Origin of the sequence: Roseovarius nubinhibens ISM, assembly GCF_000152625.1 — a bacterium.
Classification (GTDB): domain Bacteria; phylum Pseudomonadota; class Alphaproteobacteria; order Rhodobacterales; family Rhodobacteraceae; genus Roseovarius; species Roseovarius nubinhibens.
Window position 1 is genome coordinate 1806860 of the sequence record NZ_CH724156.1, and the last position, 22318, is coordinate 1829177.

Consider the following 22318-nt stretch of genomic DNA (forward strand, 5'->3'; position numbering starts at 1 on the left):
GGTACTTTCAGATCAGACGCCTGCGTCGATCATCGCCTTGGCGAGGATCGGCACCGATTTGACGTTGAGCCCGGCGATGTTGATGCGGCTGTCGCCCACCATGTAGATGCCGTGATGCTCGCGCATATGGGCGACCTGTTCGGGCGTTGCGCCGAGGCGCGAGAACATGCCGCGATGCTGTGCGACAAAGCCGAACCGGTCCGAGCCGGAGAGTTTGCGCAGCTCATCCGCGAGGCTTTCGCGCAGGCCCAGCATGCCGTTGCGGACCTCTTCGAGCTCGGCCTGCCAATCGGCGCGGAGCGCGTCATCATTGAGGATCATCGTCACCAGCCGCGCGCCATGGTCGGGCGGGAAGGAAAAGTTCTGCCGGTTCAGGAAGTTGAGATTGTCCTGCGCCACGGCGGTCTGGCCTTGGCTCACCGCCATCAGGATGCCGGTGCGTTCGCGGTAGATGCCGAAATTCTTCGAGCAGGACGCCGCGATCAGCGTCTCAGGGCAGGATTTGGCCACCAGACGGGTGGCGGCGGCATCGGCGTCGAGCCCGTCGCCAAAGCCCTGATAGGCGATGTCGATCATCGGCATCGCGCCCTTGTCATTGAGCACGGCAATCACCGCCTGCCATTCCGGCAGGGTCAGGTTGGCGCCGGTTGGGTTGTGGCAGCAGCCATGCAGCAGCACCACATCGCCTGCGGTGAGCCCGGCGAGATCTTCCTGCATCCCGGCGAAATCGACGGCACCGGTGGCGCTGTCGAAATAGCGGTAGGTGACCGTTTCCATGCCGAGATATTTGAGGATGCTCAGGTGGTTGGGCCAGGTCGGGTTGGGCACGAAAATCCGCGCCTTGGGGTTGGCCATGCGGATCAGCTCGAACGCCTGACGCACGGCACCGGTGCCGCCCGGGGTCGCCGCCGCCGCCACGGCATCGCGGGCCACGGCATCGCCGAGCACCAGCGAGACCATCGCGTCGGAAAAGCCGGGATCGCCCGCGAGCGCCACATAGGATTTGGTCTGTTCCTCTTCCCAGAGCCGTTTCTCGGCCGCCTTGACGGCGCGCATGATCGGGGTGTGCCCGCTTGCGTCCTTGTAGACCCCGACGCCGAGATCGACCTTGGTGTCGCGCGGATCGGCGCGATACTGGGCCATGAGGGCGAGGATCTTGTCCTCGGGCTGCTGCGATAGGTTGCTGAGCATTCAAGCGTCTCCGGTGGCAACGTTAACGGTGGGAAAAGCGCCCCATTCGGTCCATGACCCGTCATAGAGCGCGTGATCGGTCTTGCCGATGCGGGCGAGGGCGAGGTTGATCACCGCCGCCGTCACACCCGAGCCGCAGGTGGTGATCACCGGCTTGTCGAGATCGGCGCCAGCGGCGTCAAAGACGGCGCGCAGATCCTCGGGCGATTTCATCGTGCCATCGGCATTGAGCAGATCGGTGTAGGGCGTGCTGCGGGCGCCGGGGATGTGACCGGCGCGCAGTCCCTCGCGCGGCTCGGGCGCGTCGCCGCGAAACCGTTCGGCCGAGCGCGCATCGAGGATCGTGTGATCGCCGAGCTTGGAGGCCTGGGCCACCTGGGTCACATCGCGGACCATCTCGGGGCGGCGGCGCACGGTCATGTGGCGGTCGCGGATCACCGGCGGGGTGTCCTCGGTCGGGCGGCCTTCGTCGAGCCATTTTGGCAGGCCGCCGTCGAGCACCGCGATCTGATCATGACCCATCAGCCGGAAGAGCCACCAGACGCGGGCCGCCGAGAACAGCCCATGGGCGTCGTAGACCACGATCTTGTGCCCATCGCCGACGCCGAGGGCGCGCACGCGCGACATGAATTTCTCGACCGGCGGGACCATATGGGGCAGGTCCGAACGGTGGTCGGAAATATCGTCGATGTCGAAGAACCGGGCGTTGGGAATGTGGCGGGTTTCGAACTCGGCCCTTGCGTCGCGGCCCGTGGCGGGCATGAACCAGGTGCCATCCAGCACCCGCACATCGGGGTCCTTGAGATGGTCGGCCAGCCAGCCGGTCGAAACGAGGGTGGTGATGTCATCAGTGGCCATGGCGCACCTCGTGGTTAGACGAGGGGATCGCTACACCCATGCGCCGGGGGGATCAAGGCCACGGGCGGGTTTGAGGCGCGATGCGCCGGGATTTTCCGTCCTAACGAGAGGTGGCGTTGCGGATCAGGCCGACAAGCGCCAAGAGCGCGCCGCCGCCGACACCGCCGGTGGCCACCTGACCGAGCACGCCTGCCAGATCGACGCCGCCTTGGGTCATGCTGCCTGCACCGAGCATGTCCAGCACCTGTGTGCCGAGCCCGCCGCCGATGATCCCGGCCACCGAGTTCACCAACATGCCCATGTTGAGTTTGCGAAAGATCCCGCCGGCGACATTGCCGCCGACAGCGCCCGCGATGAGGCCTATGATCAATTCCATGTCCCTCTCCCTCTGTCCCGGAATAGGCCCGGGCGACCCTGAGTTCAACCTAGAGCGGTGGGGGGAGAGCATGTCAGGGGAAAAGAACCGGCCCCGCGTCAGCGGGCCTAGCTGTGATCCTTGAGCAGGCGTTGCTTTTGACGGTTCCAGTCGCGCTTGGCCTCGGTGGCCCGCTTGTCGACGTTCTTCTTGCCCTTGGCGATGCCGATCTTGAGCTTGGCCAGTCCGCGATGGTTGAAATAGAGCACGAGGGGCACGAGGGTCATGCCCTTGCGTTGCGTGTCATTCCACAGGCGCGCCAATTCGCGTTTCGAGACCAGCAGTTTGCGTCGCCGCTTTTCCTCATGGCCGAAGGTCTTGGCCTGTTCATAGGGGGCGATATAGGAGTTGATCAGCCACAGCTCGCCATCATCCACCGCCGCATAGCTTTCGGCGATATTGGCCGAGTTCTCGCGCAGGGATTTGACCTCGGACCCTTCGAGAATGATGCCGCATTCGACATCTTCCTCGATCGCGTAATCATACCGCGCCCGCCGGTTCTCGGCGATCACCTTGTAATTCGGGTTGTCCTTCGGTTTTGCCATTTCGCTGAGGTAGTGTGTCAGGCGGCCCATGTCCAGTGGCCAGATGGGCGGGGTCGGGTCAAATCAGGGGGCGGGTGCGGCGCATAGAAAAACGCCGCCCCGAGGGACGGCGTTTTCCGAAATGATGCAAAGGGCGCGTGGCTTAGAAGCCGAGGCCTTCGTATTTCTTCTTGAACTTCGAGACGCGACCACCGGCGTCCATCAGGCGCGAGGTGCCGCCGGTCCAGGCCGGGTGCACGGTCGGGTCGATGTCGAGCGACAGCGTGTCGCCTTCCTTGCCATAGGTCGAGCGCATCTGAACGATGGTGCCGTCGGTCATTTTGACGTCGATCAGGTGGTAATCGGGATGGATGTCTTTTTTCATCTGAGCGATCCTTATGCCGAAGCGCCGGTTTTGGGCTTGTAGTTGCTGTCCTCGGCGATACGGGCCGATTTGCCGCGACGGGCGCGCAGGTAGTACAGCTTGGCGCGGCGCACGCGACCACGGCGCACGACCTCGATGCTGTCGATGTTGGTCGAGAAGAGGGGGAACACACGTTCCACGCCTTCGCCAAAGGAAATCTTGCGCACGGTGAACGAACCGGCAATGCCCACGCCGTTCTTGCGGCTGATGCAGACGCCTTCGAAGTTCTGCACACGGGTGCGGGTGCCTTCGGTCACTTTGTAACCGACGCGCACGGTGTCACCGGCTTTGAAATCGGGGATCTCTTTCCCCAGCGAAGCGATCTGTTCCGCTTCGAGCTGTGCGATCAGGTCCATCTGATCATCTCCTAAACTGCTTGCGGTTTTGTCCGCAAAGATGTCTCGCGTCCTAAGAGCTCTTGGTCTTCGTCCGGGTCCGCCTTGGTCCGATCAACGGGGCGCCCGCCAGAGGTCAGGTCGTCATTGCTTGTTTGGGCTGCTGCGATCCGTGCGCCCCGGTCGAAGCGATCCTGGGGCCAAGCGAATATACAACAGGTCCGACCGACTCATAAGAGCCGCAGACGCGCGGTGTATAGGCGCTCTGGCCTTGTCGCGCAAGGCCCCAGAGGTGGGACGGTCGCGGGCTGTGCGGTCTCAGCCCGGCAGGAAGCGGCGCGCGCGGCCTAAGTGAATGGCGAGCCCCGCCAACGCGGCCAGAATGAGCACCGCGGCAAGCGTGGCGAACATGCCCGCGAACCCCACCGCCTGCAAGAGCGGCAAGGTCAGCAGCGGCGACAGGATCTGCCCCAGAAACACCGCCGTGGTGAGCACCCCCGCCGTGCGCCCGCGCCGGTGCGGCGGCGTCGCGGCGAGGGCGATTTCGTTGAAATTGGGAACCACCGTGGCAAAGCCCAGACCAACGAGGATCGCGCCCGCGACGATCATCTCGATCCCTTGGGCCAGCGCCAGGGTCAGCATGCCGCCACCCATCAGCGCATAGCCCAGGGCGAGCAAACGGGCGTGTCCCAGTCGCGGCTTGAGCGCAGAATAGCGGCTCGCCGCCAGCGCCCCGGCCAGCGTCAGCGCCACCATCGCGCCGCCCATAACGGCGGCATTGTCGATGCCATGATGCGCGATAAAGAAGGGGAGCTGGGTCGGCATGGTGAAGAAACAAATGACCGTCAGCATCTGCAACCCGGCCATTGACCAGAGCGCCGTGTCAAAGCGGCGGGCGACGGGCTCGGCCATTTCCGGCGCGGGCGTCGGAGGCGCGGCGCGGGCCGGTTCAGGCAGCGAGCGCCAGAGCACCGGCAGGATCAGCAGGGCGAGCGCATGCACCGCAAAGGCATGCATCGGAGAGATCAGCGCCAGAAATCCTGAAAGCCCGATCGCCACCAGCCCGCCGATATTGCGGGCCGAGACCTGCAGGCCGAGCAGGCGGCTCCGTGCCGCCCCGTCGAAATAATCCGCAATGAGCGCGGTTTGCGAGGTCATGATCAGGGCCACCGCGATGCCGAGGATCAGGCGGCTGATCAACAGCGCCTCGAGCGTGGTGAGGGCAAACCCCACCGTGCCCGCCGCCGCAAAGAGACCGACACCGCCCATCAGCATCCGCCGTTTGCCGAACCGGTCTGCGAGGCTGCCGCTCCAGCCAGCGACGAGCACCACGGCGACGGAGGGGGCCGAGACGAGAAACCGGGTCAGCAGCGCCGCCTGCGGATGATCGGCAAACCGCGCCTCAAGCCCCGGGAGCGCCGGGCTGATCGCGGCATTGGCCATGGTCGTGAGGGTCGCGGCAAGCAACAGGGCGATGGCGCGGGGATCGTGATGGATGGGGGGCGATGAGAGGGAGGGCATGCGGTTTTCCTTGTCATTTGCTGAGTCGGAGATCACGCTACGAAATCAAGTCAACTTGAGGTCAATCATGAAGCTGCTCGATATCGGAGAGGTCGCCGAGGCCACCGGCCTGCGGGTCTCGGCGCTGCGCTATTACGAGGAAAAGGGGCTTATCGAGGCGCTTGGTCGCAAGGGGCTCCGGCGGCAATATGGGCCAGAGGTGCTGCAACAGCTGGCGCTCGTCGCGCTCGGGCGGCAGGCGGGGTTTTCGCTCGATGAAATCGGTGGGATGTTCGGCGCGGGCGGCGCCCCCGCCCTGCCGCGCGCGGAGCTCAAGACACGGGCCGCCGCGATGCGCGATCAGGCCCGGCAGCTCGAGGCGCTGGCGCAGATGCTCGGCCATGTGGCGGACTGCCCCGAGCCCAACCACCTCGATTGCCCCAAGTTTCAACAGTTGCTCAAACTGGCGACCCGCGCCCAGAGACGCGCGACCTAAGCCGTGGCGCCTCCGGGCGGCAGAAGCCAAAGGTCGAAATAGGCCTCGAGCCGCCCGTCGAGCGGATCGTCGCTGTGCAAAGCGCAGAAACTCAGGCCCAGCGCGTTGAAAATAAAGGCTTGCACCCCCTCGGCCAGCATGGCGGGATCGGCATCCTTGCGAAACGGGGCGGCGGCCAGTTTCGGCGCGAGCAGGAGAATGAACCGCTCGAACGTGGCGGCGATGGGCCCGATCTCTTCGCGCGCGGCGGCCCCGGAATAGCGCAAGATCACGTCGAACACATAGCGCTCGGACCGCATGAAGGCCACGAAGGGCCCGAGATCGCGGACCAGATCGGCGGTGCTCTGCGGTGGCGGGCAGGCCTCGAGATCGCTCAGGAGCAGATCCATCCGCTCGCCGATCAGCCGGTCCATCAGCGCATCCTTATCCTTGAAATGCGCGAAAAACGTGCCCTTGGCGACCCCGGCGCGGCGCACCACCTCCTCGACGCGCAGCGCGCCATGGCTGGTCTCGGAAATCACCTCGCGCGCGGCCTCGAGAAGCCGCGCCCGGGTCTTGAGCGTGCGGGTCTGAACGGGTTGGGTCATGCCCCCCTTGTGCCATGCATTCTGACCGTGGTCAAAAATAAATATTGACCGTGGTCATTTTTGCGAGATAAGAAAGTGACCGTGGTCAATTATGGAGTCGGACATGACACGGAAACGGATTTGCATTCTCGACGGGCACCCCGCCCAGACATCGATTTCTCGGCAGATGACGGAAACCTACGCCGCCCGCGCCCGGGCGGCGGGCCATGAGGTCCGGATCTGGCATCTGCATGATATGGCGTTCGATCCCGATTACGGGTTTGGCGGCTACAAGAACCAAAAACCGCTCGAGCCGCAGCTCGAGGATTTTCTCGCAACGCTGGAATGGTCCGAGCATTTCGTGCTCGCCTGTCCGATGTGGTGGGGCGGCATGCCGGCCAAGCTCAAGGGACTTTTCGACCGTTGCCTGCTGCCGGGGCGCAGCTTTGATACGCGTGGCAGCGGCCTGCCGAAACCCTTGCTCACCGGGCGCAGCGCGCAGGTGCTGCTCACCTCCGATAGCCCCTGGTGGTACTTCCGGCTGCTGCACCGCCCGCTCATGTGGCAGGTCAAGCGGCAGATCTTCGGCTTTGTCGGGTTCAAACCGGTCCGCTTCACCCATTTCACACAGGCGAGCCACCCGGCGCCGGGTCAGGTCGACAAATGGCTCGACCGGGTCGGGCGGATCGCGGCGCGGGCGGCTTAGCTGTCGTCAGCGCCCTTGGTCAGCGCGTGCCACAGATCCGGGCGGCGGGTGCGGGTGATCTCTTCGGCCTGAGCGCGCCGCCACTCGGCGATGCGGCCATGATGGCCGGACATCAGCACTTCGGGAATGTCGAGATCGCGCCAACGCGCCGGGCGGGTATATTGCGGATGCTCCAGAAGCCCCTCGGAAAAGCTCTCTTCCTCGGTCGAGGCCTCATTGCCGAGCACCCCGGGAATGAGCCGCACCACCGCATCGAGCATCGCCTGCGCCGCAATCTCGCCCCCGGTCAGGACGAAATCGCCGAGGCTCACCTCTTGAATGCCGTAATGGTCGATGACCCGCTGATCCATCCCCTCGAACCGGCCACAGATCATGGTGAGCCCAGGTTTCGTCGCGAGATCGCGCGCCATGGACTGATCGAACCGCTTGCCGCGCGGGCTCAGATAGAGAAGCGGCCAGTCACCCGGCGTCCCCGCCATGGCAGAATCGATGGCCCGCCCCATCACATCGGGGCGCAGCACCATGCCAGCACCGCCACCGGCGGGCGTGTCATCCACATTGCGATGCTTGCCCTCGCCAAAGGGTCGCAGGTCAATCGGCTCGAGCGCCCAGAGCCCGTGCTGCAAGGCCCTGCCGGTGAGGCTCTCGCCGAGCACGCCGGGGAAGGCCTGCGGAAAGAGGGTGATCACCCGCGCGGTGAACGCGCCTTTGAGCCGCGGCGTGGGCGTGATCAACGCGCGCGGCTGCAAGGAGGCCGAAATGGACTTGCGCCCGAGCGAGCGGGCGGGCGGTGTCTTTGGAGGTTCATCAGCGTTCGACATGCCCGCCTCATAGGCGATGCGGGCGGGCATGCAAACTCAAATCGCGTGGGCCCGGCGGCCAAAGCCCCGCCACTAGGCGAGCGTAAAGACCCCAAGCGCCATGAGCAGGAAGACCACCAGCGCGAGAATAACCAAGAGCTTGGCCCCCGAAAGCGCCACCCCAGACAGGCGACCGAAACCGAACATGGCGGCGATGGCCGCGATGGCGAGCAATATGAGAATCCATTCAAGCATAATCCAAACCTTTCCCTGTGGGGCAGGGCCTGAACGCCCCGCTTGCCGTGACAACACCGGCGCAGGCAAACTGGTTCCACGAGGCGTGGCTTCTTCTGGCGTGAAATATCCCGGGGGAGGCCGGAGGCCGGGGGCAGAGCCCCCGCAACCCTTGCTGCTAGAAGAGCCCTTCGGGGGGATCGGCGACGATCCGGCCGGTGGCCAGATCAACGGTCGGCACGGCGGCCCGGGTAAAGGGCAAGAGCACCGTGGATTTGAGCCCGGGGCCATGGATCTCCAAGAGATCCGACGCCCCGTGATTGAGCACCGCCTTGACCCGCCCCAAGAGCGCACCGCCGCTGTCGAACACCTCGAGCCCGATGAGATCGGCGTGGTAATATTCGTCATCCGGCAGGCTCGGCAGCCGGTCGCGGGCGACATAGAGCTGCGTGCCGCGCAGCGCGTCGGCCTCTTCCTTGCTCTGCACGCCAGAGAGCCGGGCGGTGAGCGCATTGGTGGTCTGGCCGGTGAGGGTCACGGCAAAGCTGCGGGCGCCATCTTCGGTCTCGAGCGGGCCATAGGTGGCGATATCCTCGGGCGTGGCGGTAAAGCTCTTGAGCCGCAGCTCGCCCCGCACGCCAAAGGCCCCGGCAATCGCGCCCACACAGATCTTATCGGTCATCTCTCATACTCCCCGGCAGAGCCCGTCGCGCATCTCGCCCCCGGCGGCGGCGCAGCGCTCGCTCTGCTGATAGCGTTCGGCCATCATGCCTGCAAACAAAAGCACCAGCATCAACAACAGGCTGCGAATGGGTCGAAACATCAGCGCTCCTCGACCGGCACGGCGCGGCGGCGGGTTTCCCAGCCTGCCTCTTCGAGCTCGGGGGTGAGGCTCGCCTCTTCAGGGTGGCCGACACAGAGATAGGCCACCAGCCGCCAGTCCTCGGCCACATCGAGATCGCGGCCAAGCCGGGCGGGGTCGAGGATCGACACCCAGCCGACGCCGAGGTCGAGCGCCCGGGCCGCGAGCCAGAACTGGGTGATCGCGGCGACGACGGAATAGCGGCGCATCTCGGGCATGGTGCCAGCACCGAGTCCGGATCCCTTTGCCGTGGCCTCGTCACAGAAAATCGCGAGCTGAACCGGCGCTTCCTGCATGCCCGAGAGCTTGAGCCCGGCATAGAGCGCGGCGCGGTCGCCATCATAGCCCGCCAGAGCGCGGGCATTGGCATCGCGGAAATTATCGAGCGCGGCGGCCCGGGCCCTGTCCGAGGTCACGCGGATCACCCGCCATGGCTCGGACAGCCCCACAGAGGGGGCCAGCGCAAAGGCATCGAGGCAGCGCATGAGCACTGCCTCGTCCACCGGGTCTGCGCGGAAGCGGCGCACATCGCGCCGCCACCGCATCAGATCCCAAAGGTCTTGCTGGAAGTCTTTGGAAAACGTGGACATTCCAGACCCGCCTTTCGGCTTACTCTTCAGCGGCTGCCTCTTCGGCGGGCGCGTCTTCGGCCGGTGCATTGGCGGCCTCGGCAGCGGCTGCTGCTTTCTCGGCTTTCTCTGCAGCGCGTTCCTGGGCTTTCTTGCCCGGCTCGGCTTTCTTCAGGTTGGCGCGCTCTTTCTTTTCGACAACGCCAGCCGCTTCGAGGAAGCGCGACACGCGGTCGGTGGGCTGGGCGCCCTGGCCGAGCCAGTACTGAACGCGCTCCATGTCCATTTTCACGCGCTCTTCGCTGTCTTTCGGCAGGAGCGGGTTGTAGGTGCCGAGCTTCTCGATGAAGCGGCCGTCACGGGGCATACGGCTGTCGGCCGCCACGATACGGTAGAAGGGGCGTTTTTTGCTGCCGCCACGGGCGAGACGGATTTTCATGGCCATTGGTGTATCTCCTTTGAATGGCTGGGTGGGACGGGCCTGTGACCGGTCCTAGGATTGGTGTTTCTTATGGTGTTGGATCACTTCGCCGATGATGAAGTTCAGGAAGTTCTTGGCGAATTCGGGGTCGAGATCGGCTTCGCGCGCGAGGCGTTGCAGCCGCTCGATCTGCTGGCTTTCGCGCAGCGGATCGGAGGGGGGCAGGTCATGCTCGGCCTTGAGCTGACCGACGGATTGCGTGTGCTTGAACCGCTCGGCGAGGGTAAAGACCAGCACGGCATCGAGGCGGTCGATGCTCTCGCGGTGCCCCTTGAGAAGCTCAGCGGCGCGGGCGGCGGTATCAGTCATCGGCTTGGCCTTTCGTCTCGGCGGCGGTCTCCGCCAGTTTCGGGTGACGCCAGACCTGGCAGGGCTGGTCGAGAAGGGTGCCGTCGCGCTCATGCACACAACCGAGCCGTTCGGCCAGACGCCGCGAGCGGGCGTTTTCGGCGGCGATATAGCTGATCACCCCATCAAGCCCCATGTGGCGCGCCGCATGGTCACGGGCGGCGAGGCAGGCCTGATAGGCGTAGCCCTGGCCCTCGAACCCGTCGAAAATATGCCAGCCGAGCTCGGGCTCGTCCCAGCTCTCGTTGAAGATGACGCCGACACGCCCGGCCACGGCGCCGGTTTCGCGATGTTCGACCATCCACATGCCATAGCCGCGCAGCACCCAATGGCCCATCCCGGCCAAAAGCGCGCGCCAGCTGGCCCAGCGGTCCATCGGCCCGCCGACAAAGCGCGACCGTTCGGACGCGCCAAAGGCGGCCAGCGCCTCGAAATCCGTCTCGCGATAGCCGCGCAGGATCAGGTCGGGCGTCTCGACCACGGGCACATTGGCGGGCAGCTGGGCCGGGGTGGCGTCGGGCATGTTCACGCAAGCGCCTCCGGTCCGGGATGCCGATAGAGCATGTCTTCGCCCATTTCGACATTGGTGTAGCTGCGTTCAAACCGCGCGCCGAGCCGTTCGGCCAGCGCGATCGAACGGTCATTGCCGGGCACGATATTCGAGGTGAGCGTCGTCATCCCGAGATCATCATAGGCCCATTGCCGGGCGCGGGTCGCGGCCTCGCGGGCGATGCCGCGGCCTTCAAACCCTTCGAACACCACCCAGCCGATTTCCGGCTCGGGCCAGCCTTCGGGGTTCCAGATGCCGGTGAGCCCACAGGGCGCGCCGCTCTCCTTGTCCTCGATGGTGAAATAGCCGTACCCGTGCAGCGCCCAATGCCCGATGTTGAGCGCGAACCAGCGCCACGCCTTGGGCCGGTTCTTTTCGACGCCAAAGCCTTCGGCACGCACCGGATCGGTGAGAAAGGCGCAATAGGCCTCGAAATCGCTGGCCTCGGGGCCGCGCAGGATCAGGCGGTCGGTCTCAAGCCGGGGGATGTTCAGGGTCAGGCTCATGGCGTCACTTCTTCTTGCCAAAGCCCGACAGGCCGGGGGGCATACCGCCACCGAGACCGGGCAGGCCGCCCATGCCGCCGGGCAGCTTGCCGCCCATCTGCTTGGCCGCCTGTTCGAGCGCCTTGGGGTCCATGCCCTGCGCCATTTCCTCGGGGCTCGGACCGCCCTTGCCAAACATGCCTTTCATCGCCTGTTTGAGCATGCCGCCTTTGCCCATCTTGCCCATCTTCTTCATCATGTCGCCCATCTGGCGCTGCATTTTGAGAAGCTTGTTGAGCTCGGCCACTTCGAGACCCGCGCCCTTGGCAATCCGTTTCTTGCGGCTCGCCTGAAGCAGTTTCGGGTTGGCGCGTTCTTTCTTGGTCATCGACTGGATCAGGGCGATCTGGCGGGCGATGATCTTGTCGTCGAACCCGGCCTCCTGCACCTGTTTGGCCATCTTGCCCATGCCGGGCATCATGCCCATCACGCCTTCCATGCCGCCCATCTTCTGCATCTGTTCGAGCTGCATCTTGAGGTCGTTCATGTTGAACTGACCCTTCTGGAAGCGGCGCATCATCTTTTCGGCCTGTTCGGCCTCGATGGTTTCCTGCGCCTTTTCCACAAGGCTGACGATATCGCCCATGCCGAGGATGCGACCGGCGATCCGGTCCGGCTCGAAGGTTTCGAGCGCGTCCATCTTTTCGCCGAGGCCGACAAAGCGGATCGGCTTGCCGGTGACCGCGCGCATCGACAGCGCCGCACCGCCGCGCCCGTCGCCGTCCATCCGGGTCAGCACGACGCCGGTGACGCCGATCTTGTCGTCGAATTCGGTGGCGACGTTGACCGCGTCCTGACCGGTGAGACCGTCGACCACCAGAAGCGTTTCGCGCGGGTTGGCCACGTCGCGGACATCGGCGGCCTGCTGGATCAGCTCGGCGTCAATATGGAGACGACCGGCGGTGTCGAGCATATAGACGTCATAACCGCCGAGGCTCGCCTGGGTCTTGGCGCGTTTGGCGATGGCGACGGGGTCTTCGCCCTTGACGATGGGCAGCGTGTCGACGCCGATCTGCTGGCCGAGGATCTGCAGCTGTTCCATGGCGGCGGGGCGGTTGACATCGAGCGAGGCCATCAGCACCCGCTTGCCGTCACGCTCCTTGAGCCGCTTGGCGAGTTTCGCGGTGGTCGTGGTTTTGCCTGAGCCCTGCAGGCCGACCATGAGGATCGGCGCGGGCGGGTTGTCGATCTTGAGCGCGCCGGGGTCGCCTTCGCCGCGCAGCGTCTCGACCAGCGCGTCATGCACGATCTTGACGACCTGCTGACCGGGGGTGACCGATTTGGTGACCGACTGGCCGGTGGCCTGATCCTGCACGCGGGCAATGAAATCCCGCGCCACGGGCAGCGATACGTCCGCCTCGAGCAGCGCCACGCGCACTTCGCGCAGGGCGGTTTTGACGTCCTCGTCAGACAGCGCGCCCTGTTTGGTCAGCCGGTCAAAGACACCGGACAGGCGTTCGGACAGATTTTCAAACATGGCCGCGGCCTCCTTTGCCGGTTTCTCTATTGCCTCCCAAGATATGGGCGACGCTGCAAATCACAATTGCCCCCACGGGCGCAACGCGCTGGTGGGGGGCGATCCCGGGCAGGGCCCAAGGGACCGGAAGCAGTGACAGACTCCCGGATATGCTGGCGCGTTTAGCCCTCAGAGGCTGGTGAGTCAAGCTCTGGCGCAGGTTTTGGCCCGCCCGCCTCCAGCTCTGACAGAAAGCCATCGATCTCATCAAGCATGAGGTGCCATGCGGGTTCCTGGGGCAGGGGGACGTGATTGCGGCTGCGCAGCGGGACAAATCGCGCACCCGGTATCCCGCAGGCCAGCTGCCGCCCTTCGGAGACCGGATGGATCGCATCGTCGAGCGCATGAAACACAAGTGTCGGCGCCCGGACAGTGCCAAGCAGATCGGCCACGTCGAACCGGTCAACGATCTGGCGCAGCTCTGCGGCCTTGTCAGGGGCAATGGTTTCAACCTGCATGGTGATGAAACTGGCCAGCTGTTCTGGCGTGGCGTCCGGCATGAACAGGCTGGAAAAGGCTGTCATGAAGGCGCTGCGCGGTTGCCCCCAGCCGGCCCGGATGAGCGACAGCACGGTGGCTTCGTCCATCTGACCGGGGGCGGGCGGACGCAGGGAGCGCCCTTTGGAATAGCCCCCATAGAGGATTAGCCCGCTCACCCGTTCGGGAAACTGCGCGGCAAAGCCGATCGCCACCGGCACCGCCTGCGAAGCGGCAAATATCGGAAACCGAGTCAGGCCATTGGCATCGGCAACACAGAGGAGATCCTCTACGAAAGGGGTGATGCCCGCCCCGGTCGCGGCGTGCAACTCGCGGCTCGAGAGGCCCGTGCCACGCTGGTCATAGCGCACGAGCCTGTGCCGCGCGCCAAGGGCCGTGAGCAACGGCTGCCAGACCGGGCAGTGCCAATCGAGCTCGACATTCGACAGCCAATGCCCGAGCCTGAGGAGCGGCGGCCCCTCGCCGCTTTGGGCATGGGCGATGCGGCTCCCATCCGCGCTCTGGGCGAAGCGCAGCACGTGGCGCTGTGCCTTGGCCGTCGCGGGGCGCGATTGCGCCTTGTCCGGCCCTCCGGCCTGATCGGTCGAGACGGGGGCGACGAGCCGAAACCCGCAACCATGTACCGTTTTCAGGATCGCCTGCGCCTGGCCTGTATCGCCGATTGCCTTGCGCGCCGCCGAGATGCGGGCGCTGATCGTCGCGTCGGATATTGCAAGCCCGCGCCAGACCGTTTCCACCAGTTCCTCCTTGGTGATCAGCTGCCCGGCCCGTTCGGCCAGCACCTGCAAGAGGGTAAAGACCTGTGGTTCGACATGAACCGGCTCGCCATCGCGCAGGAGCAGGTGGCGCGCGGGGTCGAGGCGGCAATTGGCAAAGCGATAGACCATAGCACATTGAATATCGCGGCCCCGTCACCCGGCAAGCCATTTCTGTCAGGTCTGTCAGGATCGACCGCGCGGCAACGAAATGACAAGACATTCGCAAGCCTCTCTTCAAGCGCGCGCATCGGTCTTCTGCTGAGATGGGGAAAAGCAGAAAGGGAATATGCGATGACACGGGAAAGAGATCAGCAAACACCGCAGGACACAGAGAGTTCGACGGCGATGGAGCCCGCGATCCGCTATCGCGCCGATGGGTCCATAGATACCGCCTATTACATGGCCAGAGGCCGTCATATGCGCTCTTGCCAATGCCACAAGCTCGCCCGGGATGGGGCCGCGCGTGGGGGTGGCCTGGTGGCGCGGCTGGTCGGGCTTTTGCGGAGCGGGGCGGTCTGGCCGGTCGCTGCCGGGCGGTCGCATTGAACCCAGAGAGGTCTTGTGCCTGACAGGGTGCAGGGCAGCCCCCGAAAGCCGAAAATCGCCCGATTTGGCCGTCTGGCTTTTCTGCGGTTTTCGGGGGTTAGTCTCTGGTCTGGGCCCGCTGGCTGGCGCGCCATTCGGCGAGATAAGGGTTCAGGCGGCGGCCCTCGGCATAGGCGGCGGGGGTGATCTCGGCTTGGATCATCGCCTCGCCTGTCTCGGGGGCTTGGGCCAGCAGGGTGCCATCGGGGGCGGCGATGCTGCTCAGCCCTTGATAGGCAAAGGCATCGTCGGCGTCGGCATGGTCGCAATAGGCCACGAAAACCTGATTTTCATAGGCACGAACCGGGATCATCGCATTGGCGACAAAGGGGCTTCCGGGCTGCGCGGGGAGCGCCGTGGGGACGAGAATGAGCTCGGCCCCGGCAAGGGCGAGAGATCGGGTGCATTCGGGAAATTCCACGTCAAAACAAATGAGTAGACCGATTTTCAGACCGGCATACTCGAAGGTCACCACATTTGGCCCGGCCGGGGTGAAGATGGCCTTTTCATAGTCACCATAGAGAAACCCCTTGCGGTAGATCACCGGCGGCCGACCGGGGCGGAGCGCCATGGCGGAGATGTGCAATGTGTCGCCCAGACGTTCGGGAAAGCCGGTCACCAGGGCACAGCCGGAGGCCTCCACAACCTCTTGTAAATGCTGGCACCATTGGCCCTCGGCGGGCTGGGCCAGATCGCGCAGCGCGTCGCCCGCGCCATAGCCCGAGAGCGCCAATTCCGGGGCGACCATGAGATCAGCACCGGCGGCGCTGGCACGGGTCAGCGCTTCGCTGATCCGCCGGGCGCGGGGGGTGGGATTGGCGGTGGCGGACATCTGATAGAGGGCGAGTTTCATGGCGCATGATTGGCGCTCTGGCGGCCCGAAGGCAATGAAAATCCCATGTCGGTAAGACGTCGGTAAAGCGACAGCAAAGCGACTGTGCGCAAATCGGGGCTGCGGGCGCTTGATTTTGCGGGCCGGTTTGGCCAAGAGGGCGCGACCAGCCAAAGGAGCCCGCCATGACCGTCGACGCCTCATCCGCCCATCAGGACAGCCTGCCGGTGAGTTCGGACAAGATGCTCGATCTCTTGCGCGCGGCGGGCTGCGAGGTCACCGCCTATAGCCATATCCCGCTGCGCACGGTCGAGGATGCCAAGACGGTGCAGGGCGATGTGCTGCCCTCGGGGGCGGGGGTGGTCAACATCAAGAATTTCTACCTGCGCGACCGGAAGAAGCGGAATTACCTCGTGGTGCTCGAACAGGACCGCGAGGTCGATCTCAAGGCGCTGGGGGCGCAGATCGGCGCGCCGGGGCCGAGCTTTGGCTCGCCCGAGCGGCTGATGGAACATCTGGGCGTGCGCCCCGGCGCGGTGAGCCCACTGGCGATGGTGACCGGGGCCGAGATGGGCGTGACGCTGGTCATGGACGCGGCGCTGCGACAGGCGGAGGTGGTGCATCTGCACCCGCTGGTCAATGACCGGACGGTGGCAATGACGCCCGATGATCTCGAGCGGGTGCTGCGCGGCTGGGGCGCCGAGATCCGCTGGCTCGAATTGGGCTGAGGGTCGGTCGCGGAGGGCAGGGCCCGGGCCGCTGGCGCGGCTGTTCCGGGCGGGGGGCGTTACCTCTCCGTTGTTGGTGGGGACGCGGTTTCCATCGTGGGTGCTGAGAGGGTCCGTAGGATGCGATTGACCGGCTTTGAGGCGGGCACGCGACGGTGAGCCTCGAGAAGGCGAGTGCGCAATGTTTCGGTGATAGCACTCATATCGCTACCCTTGATGCTGATCCAGCAGGTGTGGCGCCATTGGCTCAGCACGCCCGGAATGAACCTGTACCGGCTGGAGCGCAGTGTCAGTTGAACAAGCGAGATCTCTTCGCCCTGGGGAGGGAGACTGAGCAGGGTGATATCCTTCAGGTCGATTGTGTCGCCCCTCGGCAGAAATGTGATTTGCTCTTCACCAATCAGGATCTCGCGGACGTTGCGCTGTGCGAGGAGGAAGGTCACCCCGATGAACATTACGATCGCCCCTATGGGAAGACTCAGGCTCTTGAACGGGGGCTTGCCCAAGAAGAAGGCTGACCACAGGACTGACGACAGTAGGACGACGCCACAGCAGAGATAGAGGGCGCCCGAGACCATTCCGGCCTTTCGGTCGACCGGAAAATGGTCTGCGCCGGTGAGCGGGTTGTATTCGGGGGGAAGGGGAGACGATTGCCGAGACCGGGTGTACGAAAGGTCGTATGCGGTCAGGCCAATCGTAAAGAGGATCGGGGCGAAGAGGGGAATAGGTGTTGGATAGAAGAAATACACCCCCCAGAATGCAGCGATTGCAAGACCGCAGGACAGATGATCGTTCAACTTCATGGAAAACTCCTGAACTGGTTAACGGTACGACAACAGGTGACATTGAGACCTTGTCATTATGGCCGGAGTTTGGCCGCGAAAGGGAAAGAGTGGAGCGCTGGGGGCAGGTCGCTAGGGTGGGCCGGGGTGGTGAGGTCTCTCAGGGCTTGCGATGGGCTGAGGCAGGGCTGGGCCCGACCGCGGGGGGGCGTTGTGCCGGCTGTGCGGGGCAGTTTATCTCGCCGGGGTTTTCGTCGGGGTGAAGGCAGGGCTGCGGCCGCCAAAGAGCCCGCCCGGGGGGCGGTCGGGCTCTGCCCGGGCCGCTGGCGCGGCGGATCCGGGCGGGAAGGGCCTGTGTCGCCAAAGAGCCCGCCCGGGGGGCGGTCGGGCTCTGCCCGGGCCGCTGGCGCGGCGGATCTGGGCGGGGGAGGGCCTGTGTTGCGAAGGAGCCTGCTCGTTGGGCACTCGGGCTCTGGCGGGGGCGCTTGGCGGCCGATCCGGGGCGGGAAAACCAGAAAAACCCTCCGGTGACTTGTGCCGAAACGTGGTGCGCGATAACCATTCTGCACGAACTGTTGGTTAGTGCACAGAGGATGAGTTATGGATAATTGGGATGAAATTCGCACCGCCTATCATGTGGCGCGGGTCGGGACGGTCAGTGGCGCGGCGGAACGGTTGGGCGTCCATCACGCCACGGTCATTCGCCATATCGACGCGCTCGAAGAGCGGCTGGGCGTCAAACTCTTTCAACGTCATGCGCGGGGCTATACGGCCACCGAGGCGGGCGATGATCTGCTGCGCGTGGCGCAGGCGACCGACGATCAGTTCAGCCAGCTTGTCGGCCGTATCCGGGGCCGGGGCGATGGTGTTTCCGGCGATCTCGTGGTGACCTCGCTCGGCGGGTTGAGCCATCTTCTGGTGCCGGTGCTGACCCGCTTCCGCGAAGACTATCCCGAGGTGGTGGTGCGGTTTCTCACCGGCGACCGGCTGTTTCGGCTCGAATATGGCGAGGCGCATGTGGCGATCCGTGCCGGTTCGGTGCCCGATCAGCCGGACAATGTCGTCCAGCCCTTTGTGAAGCAGCGCGTCGCGCTCTATGCCAGCCGGTCCTATGTCGAGCGCCATGGCGCGCCCAAGGATCTGGCCGATATGGCCAATCATTTCTTTGTCGGGGCCGATGATCCCAATTCGCGCGCGCCCTTCATGCGCTGGATGCGCGAGCATATCCCGGCGGAAAACATCGTGTTCCGCAGTGGCGATTTCCACGCGTTGCGCCGGGCGATCATCGAGGGCGCGGGCATCGGGTTCATGTTTCAGCTACAGGCGCGCGAGCTCGACGATATGGTCGAAATCCTGCCGCCGCAGGATGACTGGACCTCGCCGCTCTGGCTGGTGACCCATATGGATCTGCACCGCACCACCAAGGTGCAGGCCTTTCTCACCGTGCTCAAAGAGGCGGCGAAAGAGTGGGAAAATATCTGAGCCACGCGGCGCGGTGATCCCGCGCAGCCTCCTCAGAGGAAGTTGCGGGATTTGAGCGCCGCCAGCAGGGCCGCGAGGTCGATCGGGGCGGCGGCGTCCCGATCCGTCGCGGCCTCTGCCTCCGCGCAGAGCGGGTGGAACGTATGCAGCTCGACATCGACGAAGGCGCGGATCTGGGCCACCAGCGCGTCAAAGGCGGGCTGACGCGCACGGCGCTGGATGAGGCCGACCCGCGTCCCGGGTTTCAGGGCGAAGGGCGCGAGGTGAAAGGCCGAGCCATCGGCGCCGACGATTTCGCGGGCGGACATATAGACCTGGCATTGCTCTTCGAGCGTGTAATGCTCGGGGTGAAAACTCACATAGCCCGCCTTGATCATCTTGCGCTCGAGCGCCTCTTCCTGATCCATGCGATGCGCCGGGGTTTTGAACCGGGTGCGTGAGACATAGACCCGTTCGGGCCCGTCGGGGGTGATCCTCTCGGCGATGCGGCGGCGGATGAAGGCGCGGAACTCGGGGGTGCCGATGGTCCAGTTGCCATGACCAAAGCCGGGGCTGGGCAGGAGCAGCTCGTCGACGCGGGCGGGGCTGTCGATAAGCCAGAGCGGCTTTTCCTCGCACAAGAGGCTGTAGAAGGGCAGGAAGCGGCGGTGGATCACCGCCTCGATGTCCTTGTTGTGCTTGGGCACGATGAGGATGCCGTCGATCTCGTCGGCGTGGCGGTCGAGCGCCCAGAGCCGGCCCAGCCCCTCGACGAGGAAATGGCCGAAATGATGCCGCCCGACCCCGGCATAGAGATGGCGGCCTTGCAGATGTTTGAACTGGCTCTCGTCTGGCGGGCTGGGCGCGATGCTGAGCCGGTTGCGAGACAGGAGCGTCGCGGAGCCGGGGCAGAAGCTGCCGTCGGGGCGGAACACCCCATGCGCCATGCCGCGGCCGCTTTCCATCGGCACGATGCGGGCGTCCTTGATCCGGTCGATCTGCGCCGGGGGCAGCGCCTCGGGGGAGAGATTAAACGCCCCCGGTTCAGTCGGCATCGTCGAGCTCCGTCGCGAGAAAGCGTTCAAAGGCGTCAAGATTGACCGCCTCGAACTGGCCAAAGCTCTGCATCCAGATGCTCGCGTCGCGCAGCGCGTCGGGTTCGAGCTTGCACCATTTCACCCGGCCCCGGCGTTCCTGGGTGATGAGCCCAGCGCGGCCGAGGATCGCCAGATGTTTGGAGATGGCGGCGAGGCTCATCTCGAAAGGTTCGGCCACGTCGGTGACGGCCATGTCATCCTCGAGCAGCATCGACAGGATCTGTCGGCGGGTCGGATCGGCCAGGGCGGCAAAGACGGTGTCGAGCGGGTTGGACATGCCCCCCATAAGCCCCGAGCCGGGGCGAAGGTCAACGGGGTGCATGGGGGCATGGCGGTAAAGCTCAACCATCGGGTTGAATATAGCGGGCGGGTGGGTTTGGGGCGCCAAGGCCGGGTTTGGCCGGGGGTGCGAAAATAAAATACAAGATATTTCAGTAGTTTACGTGGATTTCCCCGCGCTTGACTCAATCGCCCCCCGCGCATAGCAATGGCGCAAACCTGACGTGGGGGCCAAACCGTGTCGAACGGCGACGATCATCAGCGACTTGCCGAGCTTGATGCCAAGATCAAGGCGCTGAAAACGCCGGTCAAGGAGAAGGCCCATACCGAGGAGCACTATAGCCAGGCGCATCTCGCGTGGCGGATGGTGATAGAGCTTGTGGCCGGTCTGTTGATCGGCTTTGGCATTGGGTACGGGCTGGACAGCCTGTTCGGGACGATCCCGATCTTCCTGGTGCTGTTTACATTTCTGGGTCTGGCGGCCGGTGTCAAAACGATGATGCGCAGCGCCAGCGAGATCCAGGCCAAGAAAATGGCCGAGACGGCCGAAGGGACCGCGTCGGAGACCGACGCAAACGAGAGGTAAAAGCATGGCGTCTGAATCGCTGGGAATGGAAGCTGGTGCCGAGAAGAGCGACGGCTTGGTCTTTCACCCGATGGACCAGTTCATCGTAAAGCCCTTCTTCGGTGAAGGCGCGGTTGGCACGTTCACCTTTACCAACTCCAGCTTCTGGATGGTCATGACGGTTCTCGCCGCGACCGCGCTGCTGGTGCTGGGCACCTCGGGTCGTTCGGTCATCCCGTCGCGCATCCAGTCGATCGCCGAGCTCTGCTATGGCTTTATCCGCAAGATGGTCGAGGATGTGGCTGGCAAGGACGCGCTGCCCTATTTCCCCTATATCATGACGCTGTTCGTGTTCATCATCTTCGCGAACTTCCTCGGCCTGCTGCCGGGCGCCTTTACCCCCACCTCGCATATTGCCGTGACCGCGATCCTCGCGATGGCAGTGTTCCTGACGGTGACGGTGATGGGCTTTGTCAAAAACGGTGCCGGCTTCCTCGGTCTGTTCTGGGTGAGCTCGGCCCCGCTGCCGCTGCGTCCGGTTCTGGCGCTGATCGAAGTGATTTCCTACTTCGTCCGCCCGGTGAGCCACTCCATTCGTCTCGCTGGCAACATGATGGCGGGCCACGCGGTGATCAAAGTCTTCGCGGCCTTTGCCCCGATGATCCTGCTGTCGACCGGTCTCGGCCTTCTGGTGACGCCGCTGTCGATCCTCGCGATCACTGCTGTCTATGCTCTCGAAGTGCTGGTGGCCTTCATCCAGGCCTATGTCTTCACCATCCTGACATGTGTTTATCTCAAGGATGCGCTTCACCCGCATCACTGAGCCCGAAAGACCGGTGGGGCGGGCATAGGCCTGCCGCATCGAGACAACCTAACTACGCAATTCCAACGTAAGGAGAATCGAAATGGAAGGCGATATCGTACAAATGGGCGCATACATCGGCGCGGGTCTGGCATGCATGGGCATGGGCGGCGCGGCTGTTGGTGTGGGCAATGTTGCAGGCAACTACCTGGCGGGCGCACTGCGCAACCCGTCGGCCGCTGCTGGCCAAACCGCCACTCTCTTCATCGGCATCGCATTTGCAGAAGCACTGGGCATCTTCTCGTTCCTGGTCGCTCTGCTGCTGATGTTCGCCGTCTAAACCCAGCGGAACCTGATCCTTACGACGGGGTGGAAGGCCTGAGCGCCTTTCACCCTTTGTAACCGGAAAGTTTCCCACGGGGAGGACGACGACATGGCAACCGAAGCCACACAAACGGGTCACGTGAGCCCGGTCTCTCTCGAAGAGGCAGGCGTCTGCGTTGACAGCCATGGCGGTGCCATTGGTATGCCCCAGCTCTGTGGTGAGTGGATGGGCAACCAGATCTTCTGGCTGCTGCTGACGCTCGTCGTGCTCTATTTCGTTCTCTCGCGCGTGGCTCTGCCGCGTATCGAGGCCATTCTGGCCGAACGTCAGGGCACGATCACCAATGATCTGGCAGCCGCCGAAGACCTGAAGGTCAAGGCCGAAGAGGCTGAACAGGCCTATCAGAAGGCGCTGGCGGATGCCCGGGCAGAAGCCCAGGCCATCGTGGCCGAAGCCAAGGCCGAGATCCAAGCCGATCTCGATGCGGCGACGGCCAAGGCCGATGCCCAGATTGCAGCCAAGGCCGCCGAGGGCGAAAAGAAGATCGCGGAAATCCGCGAGACCGCTCTCGACAACGTCAAGGCCGTTGCCAAGGACACTGCCAAGGAAATCGTTGCGGCGATGGGCGGCAAGGCCGATGCACGGACCGTGACGGCAGCCATCAATGCGCGGATGAAAGGGTAAGA

General features: G+C 64.5%; 32 protein-coding genes. 9 read left to right on the plus strand and 23 right to left on the minus strand.

The annotated features are described in order from the left end of the window. Nucleotides 1-12: 12 nt before the first annotated feature. The 7 genes from ISM_RS08705 to ISM_RS08735 form a co-directional block, all read right to left on the minus strand. On the minus strand, nt 13-1191 hold the full coding sequence (locus ISM_RS08705; protein WP_009813774.1) for an amino acid aminotransferase: 1179 nt from the start codon (nt 1189-1191) through the stop codon (nt 13-15). Further along, on the minus strand, nt 1192-2049 hold the full coding sequence (gene sseA / locus ISM_RS08710; protein WP_009813775.1) for a 3-mercaptopyruvate sulfurtransferase: 858 nt from the start codon (nt 2047-2049) through the stop codon (nt 1192-1194). Between the two features lie 100 nt (nt 2050-2149). Continuing rightward, nucleotides 2150-2425, minus strand: coding sequence for a hypothetical protein (locus tag ISM_RS08715; RefSeq protein WP_009813776.1), 276 nt, complete (start codon nt 2423-2425; stop codon nt 2150-2152). A gap of 107 nt (nt 2426-2532) precedes the next feature. Next, on the minus strand, nt 2533-3009 hold the full coding sequence (smpB, locus tag ISM_RS08720) for an SsrA-binding protein SmpB (RefSeq protein ID WP_040618406.1): 477 nt from the start codon (nt 3007-3009) through the stop codon (nt 2533-2535). Between the two features lie 142 nt (nt 3010-3151). Further along, complete coding sequence (rpmE, locus tag ISM_RS08725; RefSeq protein WP_009813778.1) at nt 3152-3373, minus strand: 50S ribosomal protein L31; 222 nt, start codon at nt 3371-3373, stop codon at nt 3152-3154. 11 nt (nt 3374-3384) lie between these two features. After that, nucleotides 3385-3768 carry a 50S ribosomal protein L19 gene (rplS, locus tag ISM_RS08730; protein ID WP_009813779.1) on the minus strand — a complete coding sequence of 128 codons (384 nt, stop codon included), beginning with the start codon at nt 3766-3768 and terminating at the stop codon, nt 3385-3387. Between the two features lie 297 nt (nt 3769-4065). Next, nucleotides 4066-5268, minus strand: a complete 1203-nt coding sequence (locus tag ISM_RS08735) for an MFS transporter (protein WP_009813780.1) — start codon at nt 5266-5268, stop codon at nt 4066-4068. A 67-nt stretch (nt 5269-5335) separates the two neighbouring features. Here ISM_RS08735 and ISM_RS08740 point away from each other — a divergent pair, with 67 nt between their 5' ends. Then, nucleotides 5336-5743 carry a helix-turn-helix domain-containing protein gene (locus tag ISM_RS08740; RefSeq protein ID WP_009813781.1) on the plus strand — a complete coding sequence of 136 codons (408 nt, stop codon included), beginning with the start codon at nt 5336-5338 and terminating at the stop codon, nt 5741-5743. Here ISM_RS08740 and ISM_RS08745 read toward each other — a convergent pair. Beyond that, on the minus strand, nt 5740-6330 hold the full coding sequence (locus ISM_RS08745; RefSeq protein WP_009813782.1) for a TetR/AcrR family transcriptional regulator: 591 nt from the start codon (nt 6328-6330) through the stop codon (nt 5740-5742). The two genes, ISM_RS08740 and ISM_RS08745, sit on opposite strands and share 4 nt — an antisense overlap. Before the next feature lie 103 nt (nt 6331-6433). Here ISM_RS08745 and ISM_RS08750 point away from each other — a divergent pair, with 103 nt between their 5' ends. Then, complete coding sequence (locus ISM_RS08750; protein WP_040618407.1) at nt 6434-7015, plus strand: NAD(P)H-dependent oxidoreductase; 582 nt, start codon at nt 6434-6436, stop codon at nt 7013-7015. Here the strand turns inward: ISM_RS08750 and trmD are convergent. The 11 genes from trmD to ISM_RS08800 all read right to left on the minus strand — a co-directional run bounded on the left by trmD (nt 7012) and on the right by ISM_RS08800 (nt 14305). Continuing rightward, nucleotides 7012-7836, minus strand: a complete 825-nt coding sequence (gene trmD / locus ISM_RS08755) for a tRNA (guanosine(37)-N1)-methyltransferase TrmD (RefSeq protein WP_040618408.1) — start codon at nt 7834-7836, stop codon at nt 7012-7014. The two genes, ISM_RS08750 and trmD, sit on opposite strands and share 4 nt — an antisense overlap. Nucleotides 7837-7908: 72 nt before the next feature. After that, a complete protein-coding gene (locus tag ISM_RS17965; RefSeq protein ID WP_009813785.1) occupies nt 7909-8070 on the minus strand; it encodes a DUF1328 family protein in 162 nt (53 codons plus the stop codon). Nucleotides 8071-8227: 157 nt separating this feature from the next. Beyond that, the gene (gene rimM / locus ISM_RS08765) at nt 8228-8731 is read right to left on the minus strand and encodes a ribosome maturation factor RimM (RefSeq protein WP_009813786.1); all 504 of its coding nucleotides are present in this window, start codon (nt 8729-8731) and stop codon (nt 8228-8230) included. Nucleotides 8732-8734: 3 nt separating this feature from the next. After that, nucleotides 8735-8872, minus strand: coding sequence for a hypothetical protein (locus ISM_RS18410; protein ID WP_198011658.1), 138 nt, complete (start codon nt 8870-8872; stop codon nt 8735-8737). Beyond that, nucleotides 8872-9501: a 5,6-dimethylbenzimidazole synthase gene (gene bluB, locus ISM_RS08770; protein ID WP_040617975.1), complete on the minus strand. Its 630-nt coding sequence runs from the start codon at nt 9499-9501 to the stop codon at nt 8872-8874. The genes ISM_RS18410 and bluB overlap by 1 nt, the downstream gene beginning before the upstream one ends. Nucleotides 9502-9520: 19 nt before the next feature. Beyond that, a complete protein-coding gene (rpsP, locus tag ISM_RS08775; protein ID WP_009813789.1) occupies nt 9521-9925 on the minus strand; it encodes a 30S ribosomal protein S16 in 405 nt (134 codons plus the stop codon). Nucleotides 9926-9973: 48 nt separating this feature from the next. After that, complete coding sequence (locus ISM_RS08780) at nt 9974-10270, minus strand: chorismate mutase (protein WP_009813790.1); 297 nt, start codon at nt 10268-10270, stop codon at nt 9974-9976. Then, nucleotides 10263-10832 carry a GNAT family N-acetyltransferase gene (locus ISM_RS08785; RefSeq protein WP_040618409.1) on the minus strand — a complete coding sequence of 190 codons (570 nt, stop codon included), beginning with the start codon at nt 10830-10832 and terminating at the stop codon, nt 10263-10265. The genes ISM_RS08780 and ISM_RS08785 overlap by 8 nt, the downstream gene beginning before the upstream one ends. A 2-nt stretch (nt 10833-10834) precedes the next feature. Further along, nucleotides 10835-11365: a GNAT family N-acetyltransferase gene (locus tag ISM_RS08790; RefSeq protein WP_009813792.1), complete on the minus strand. Its 531-nt coding sequence runs from the start codon at nt 11363-11365 to the stop codon at nt 10835-10837. A gap of 4 nt (nt 11366-11369) precedes the next feature. Beyond that, on the minus strand, nt 11370-12881 hold the full coding sequence (ffh, locus tag ISM_RS08795) for a signal recognition particle protein (protein WP_009813793.1): 1512 nt from the start codon (nt 12879-12881) through the stop codon (nt 11370-11372). A gap of 161 nt (nt 12882-13042) precedes the next feature. After that, entirely contained in the window at nt 13043-14305 is a 1263-nt protein-coding gene (locus ISM_RS08800; RefSeq protein WP_009813795.1) for an alpha/beta hydrolase, read from the minus strand. A 162-nt stretch (nt 14306-14467) separates the two neighbouring features. Between ISM_RS08800 and ISM_RS08805 the strand changes: the two genes are divergently transcribed. After that, complete coding sequence (locus tag ISM_RS08805; RefSeq protein ID WP_156783354.1) at nt 14468-14722, plus strand: hypothetical protein; 255 nt, start codon at nt 14468-14470, stop codon at nt 14720-14722. Nucleotides 14723-14819: 97 nt separating this feature from the next. On the opposite strand, the gene ISM_RS08810 is transcribed toward ISM_RS08805, so the two are convergent. Beyond that, on the minus strand, nt 14820-15614 hold the full coding sequence (locus ISM_RS08810; protein ID WP_009813797.1) for a carbon-nitrogen hydrolase family protein: 795 nt from the start codon (nt 15612-15614) through the stop codon (nt 14820-14822). Nucleotides 15615-15778: 164 nt separating this feature from the next. Between ISM_RS08810 and ISM_RS08815 the strand changes: the two genes are divergently transcribed. Beyond that, on the plus strand, nt 15779-16321 hold the full coding sequence (locus ISM_RS08815) for a prolyl-tRNA synthetase associated domain-containing protein (protein ID WP_009813798.1): 543 nt from the start codon (nt 15779-15781) through the stop codon (nt 16319-16321). Nucleotides 16322-16380: 59 nt separating this feature from the next. On the opposite strand, the gene ISM_RS08820 is transcribed toward ISM_RS08815, so the two are convergent. Next, complete coding sequence (locus ISM_RS08820) at nt 16381-17124, minus strand: hypothetical protein (RefSeq protein ID WP_009813799.1); 744 nt, start codon at nt 17122-17124, stop codon at nt 16381-16383. Between the two features lie 579 nt (nt 17125-17703). Between ISM_RS08820 and ISM_RS08825 the strand changes: the two genes are divergently transcribed. Beyond that, nucleotides 17704-18585 (plus strand): LysR family transcriptional regulator, encoded by an 882-nt coding sequence (locus ISM_RS08825; protein WP_009813800.1) that lies wholly within the window; start codon nt 17704-17706, stop codon nt 18583-18585. A 32-nt stretch (nt 18586-18617) separates the two neighbouring features. On the opposite strand, the gene ISM_RS08830 is transcribed toward ISM_RS08825, so the two are convergent. Continuing rightward, nucleotides 18618-19619, minus strand: a complete 1002-nt coding sequence (locus ISM_RS08830) for a glycosyltransferase family 61 protein (RefSeq protein ID WP_009813801.1) — start codon at nt 19617-19619, stop codon at nt 18618-18620. Further along, nucleotides 19609-19938, minus strand: coding sequence for an ArsR/SmtB family transcription factor (locus tag ISM_RS08835; protein WP_040618411.1), 330 nt, complete (start codon nt 19936-19938; stop codon nt 19609-19611). Before ISM_RS08835 ends, ISM_RS08830 begins: the two co-directional genes overlap by 11 nt. A 240-nt stretch (nt 19939-20178) precedes the next feature. Here ISM_RS08835 and ISM_RS08840 point away from each other — a divergent pair, with 240 nt between their 5' ends. From ISM_RS08840 to ISM_RS08855, 4 genes are all read left to right on the plus strand, one after another. Beyond that, nucleotides 20179-20526, plus strand: a complete 348-nt coding sequence (locus tag ISM_RS08840; RefSeq protein ID WP_009813803.1) for an AtpZ/AtpI family protein — start codon at nt 20179-20181, stop codon at nt 20524-20526. Between the two features lie 4 nt (nt 20527-20530). After that, nucleotides 20531-21328 (plus strand): F0F1 ATP synthase subunit A, encoded by a 798-nt coding sequence (locus tag ISM_RS08845; protein WP_040617976.1) that lies wholly within the window; start codon nt 20531-20533, stop codon nt 21326-21328. Between the two features lie 82 nt (nt 21329-21410). After that, nucleotides 21411-21647: a F0F1 ATP synthase subunit C gene (locus ISM_RS08850; protein ID WP_008227326.1), complete on the plus strand. Its 237-nt coding sequence runs from the start codon at nt 21411-21413 to the stop codon at nt 21645-21647. A 93-nt stretch (nt 21648-21740) separates the two neighbouring features. Then, entirely contained in the window at nt 21741-22316 is a 576-nt protein-coding gene (locus ISM_RS08855; protein WP_040617977.1) for a F0F1 ATP synthase subunit B', read from the plus strand. Nucleotides 22317-22318: the final 2 nt, after the last annotated feature.

Excerpts from the sequence above, each read along its gene's own strand:
- rpmE (WP_009813778.1), bottom strand. The coding sequence starts at position 3,373 with ATGAAAAAAGACATCCATCCCGATTACCACCTGATCGACGTCAAAATG.
- ISM_RS08830 (WP_009813801.1), bottom strand. The coding sequence starts at position 19,619 with ATGCCGACTGAACCGGGGGCGTTTAATCTCTCCCCCGAGGCGCTGCCC.
- ISM_RS17965 (WP_009813785.1), bottom strand. The coding sequence starts at position 8,070 with ATGCTTGAATGGATTCTCATATTGCTCGCCATCGCGGCCATCGCCGCC.
- ISM_RS08845 (WP_040617976.1), top strand. The coding sequence starts at position 20,531 with ATGGCGTCTGAATCGCTGGGAATGGAAGCTGGTGCCGAGAAGAGCGAC.
- ISM_RS08800 (WP_009813795.1), bottom strand. The coding sequence starts at position 14,305 with ATGGTCTATCGCTTTGCCAATTGCCGCCTCGACCCCGCGCGCCACCTG.
- ISM_RS08750 (WP_040618407.1), top strand. The coding sequence starts at position 6,434 with ATGACACGGAAACGGATTTGCATTCTCGACGGGCACCCCGCCCAGACA.
- ISM_RS08825 (WP_009813800.1), top strand. The coding sequence starts at position 17,704 with ATGGATAATTGGGATGAAATTCGCACCGCCTATCATGTGGCGCGGGTC.
- ISM_RS08810 (WP_009813797.1), bottom strand. The coding sequence starts at position 15,614 with ATGAAACTCGCCCTCTATCAGATGTCCGCCACCGCCAATCCCACCCCC.
- ISM_RS08835 (WP_040618411.1), bottom strand. The coding sequence starts at position 19,938 with ATGTCCAACCCGCTCGACACCGTCTTTGCCGCCCTGGCCGATCCGACC.
- ISM_RS08855 (WP_040617977.1), top strand. The coding sequence starts at position 21,741 with ATGGCAACCGAAGCCACACAAACGGGTCACGTGAGCCCGGTCTCTCTC.
- ISM_RS08780 (WP_009813790.1), bottom strand. The coding sequence starts at position 10,270 with ATGACTGATACCGCCGCCCGCGCCGCTGAGCTTCTCAAGGGGCACCGC.
- ISM_RS08745 (WP_009813782.1), bottom strand. The coding sequence starts at position 6,330 with ATGACCCAACCCGTTCAGACCCGCACGCTCAAGACCCGGGCGCGGCTT.
- sseA (WP_009813775.1), bottom strand. The coding sequence starts at position 2,049 with ATGGCCACTGATGACATCACCACCCTCGTTTCGACCGGCTGGCTGGCC.
- ISM_RS08790 (WP_009813792.1), bottom strand. The coding sequence starts at position 11,365 with ATGAGCCTGACCCTGAACATCCCCCGGCTTGAGACCGACCGCCTGATC.
- ffh (WP_009813793.1), bottom strand. The coding sequence starts at position 12,881 with ATGTTTGAAAATCTGTCCGAACGCCTGTCCGGTGTCTTTGACCGGCTG.
- ISM_RS08785 (WP_040618409.1), bottom strand. The coding sequence starts at position 10,832 with ATGCCCGACGCCACCCCGGCCCAGCTGCCCGCCAATGTGCCCGTGGTC.
- trmD (WP_040618408.1), bottom strand. The coding sequence starts at position 7,836 with ATGTCGAACGCTGATGAACCTCCAAAGACACCGCCCGCCCGCTCGCTC.
- rpsP (WP_009813789.1), bottom strand. The coding sequence starts at position 9,925 with ATGGCCATGAAAATCCGTCTCGCCCGTGGCGGCAGCAAAAAACGCCCC.
- rimM (WP_009813786.1), bottom strand. The coding sequence starts at position 8,731 with ATGACCGATAAGATCTGTGTGGGCGCGATTGCCGGGGCCTTTGGCGTG.
- rplS (WP_009813779.1), bottom strand. The coding sequence starts at position 3,768 with ATGGACCTGATCGCACAGCTCGAAGCGGAACAGATCGCTTCGCTGGGG.
- ISM_RS08715 (WP_009813776.1), bottom strand. The coding sequence starts at position 2,425 with ATGGAATTGATCATAGGCCTCATCGCGGGCGCTGTCGGCGGCAATGTC.
- ISM_RS08735 (WP_009813780.1), bottom strand. The coding sequence starts at position 5,268 with ATGCCCTCCCTCTCATCGCCCCCCATCCATCACGATCCCCGCGCCATC.
- ISM_RS08805 (WP_156783354.1), top strand. The coding sequence starts at position 14,468 with ATGACACGGGAAAGAGATCAGCAAACACCGCAGGACACAGAGAGTTCG.
- ISM_RS08705 (WP_009813774.1), bottom strand. The coding sequence starts at position 1,191 with ATGCTCAGCAACCTATCGCAGCAGCCCGAGGACAAGATCCTCGCCCTC.
- ISM_RS18410 (WP_198011658.1), bottom strand. The coding sequence starts at position 8,872 with ATGTTTCGACCCATTCGCAGCCTGTTGTTGATGCTGGTGCTTTTGTTT.
- ISM_RS08740 (WP_009813781.1), top strand. The coding sequence starts at position 5,336 with ATGAAGCTGCTCGATATCGGAGAGGTCGCCGAGGCCACCGGCCTGCGG.
- ISM_RS08815 (WP_009813798.1), top strand. The coding sequence starts at position 15,779 with ATGACCGTCGACGCCTCATCCGCCCATCAGGACAGCCTGCCGGTGAGT.
- ISM_RS08850 (WP_008227326.1), top strand. The coding sequence starts at position 21,411 with ATGGAAGGCGATATCGTACAAATGGGCGCATACATCGGCGCGGGTCTG.
- ISM_RS08820 (WP_009813799.1), bottom strand. The coding sequence starts at position 17,124 with ATGAAGTTGAACGATCATCTGTCCTGCGGTCTTGCAATCGCTGCATTC.
- bluB (WP_040617975.1), bottom strand. The coding sequence starts at position 9,501 with ATGTCCACGTTTTCCAAAGACTTCCAGCAAGACCTTTGGGATCTGATG.
- smpB (WP_040618406.1), bottom strand. The coding sequence starts at position 3,009 with ATGGCAAAACCGAAGGACAACCCGAATTACAAGGTGATCGCCGAGAAC.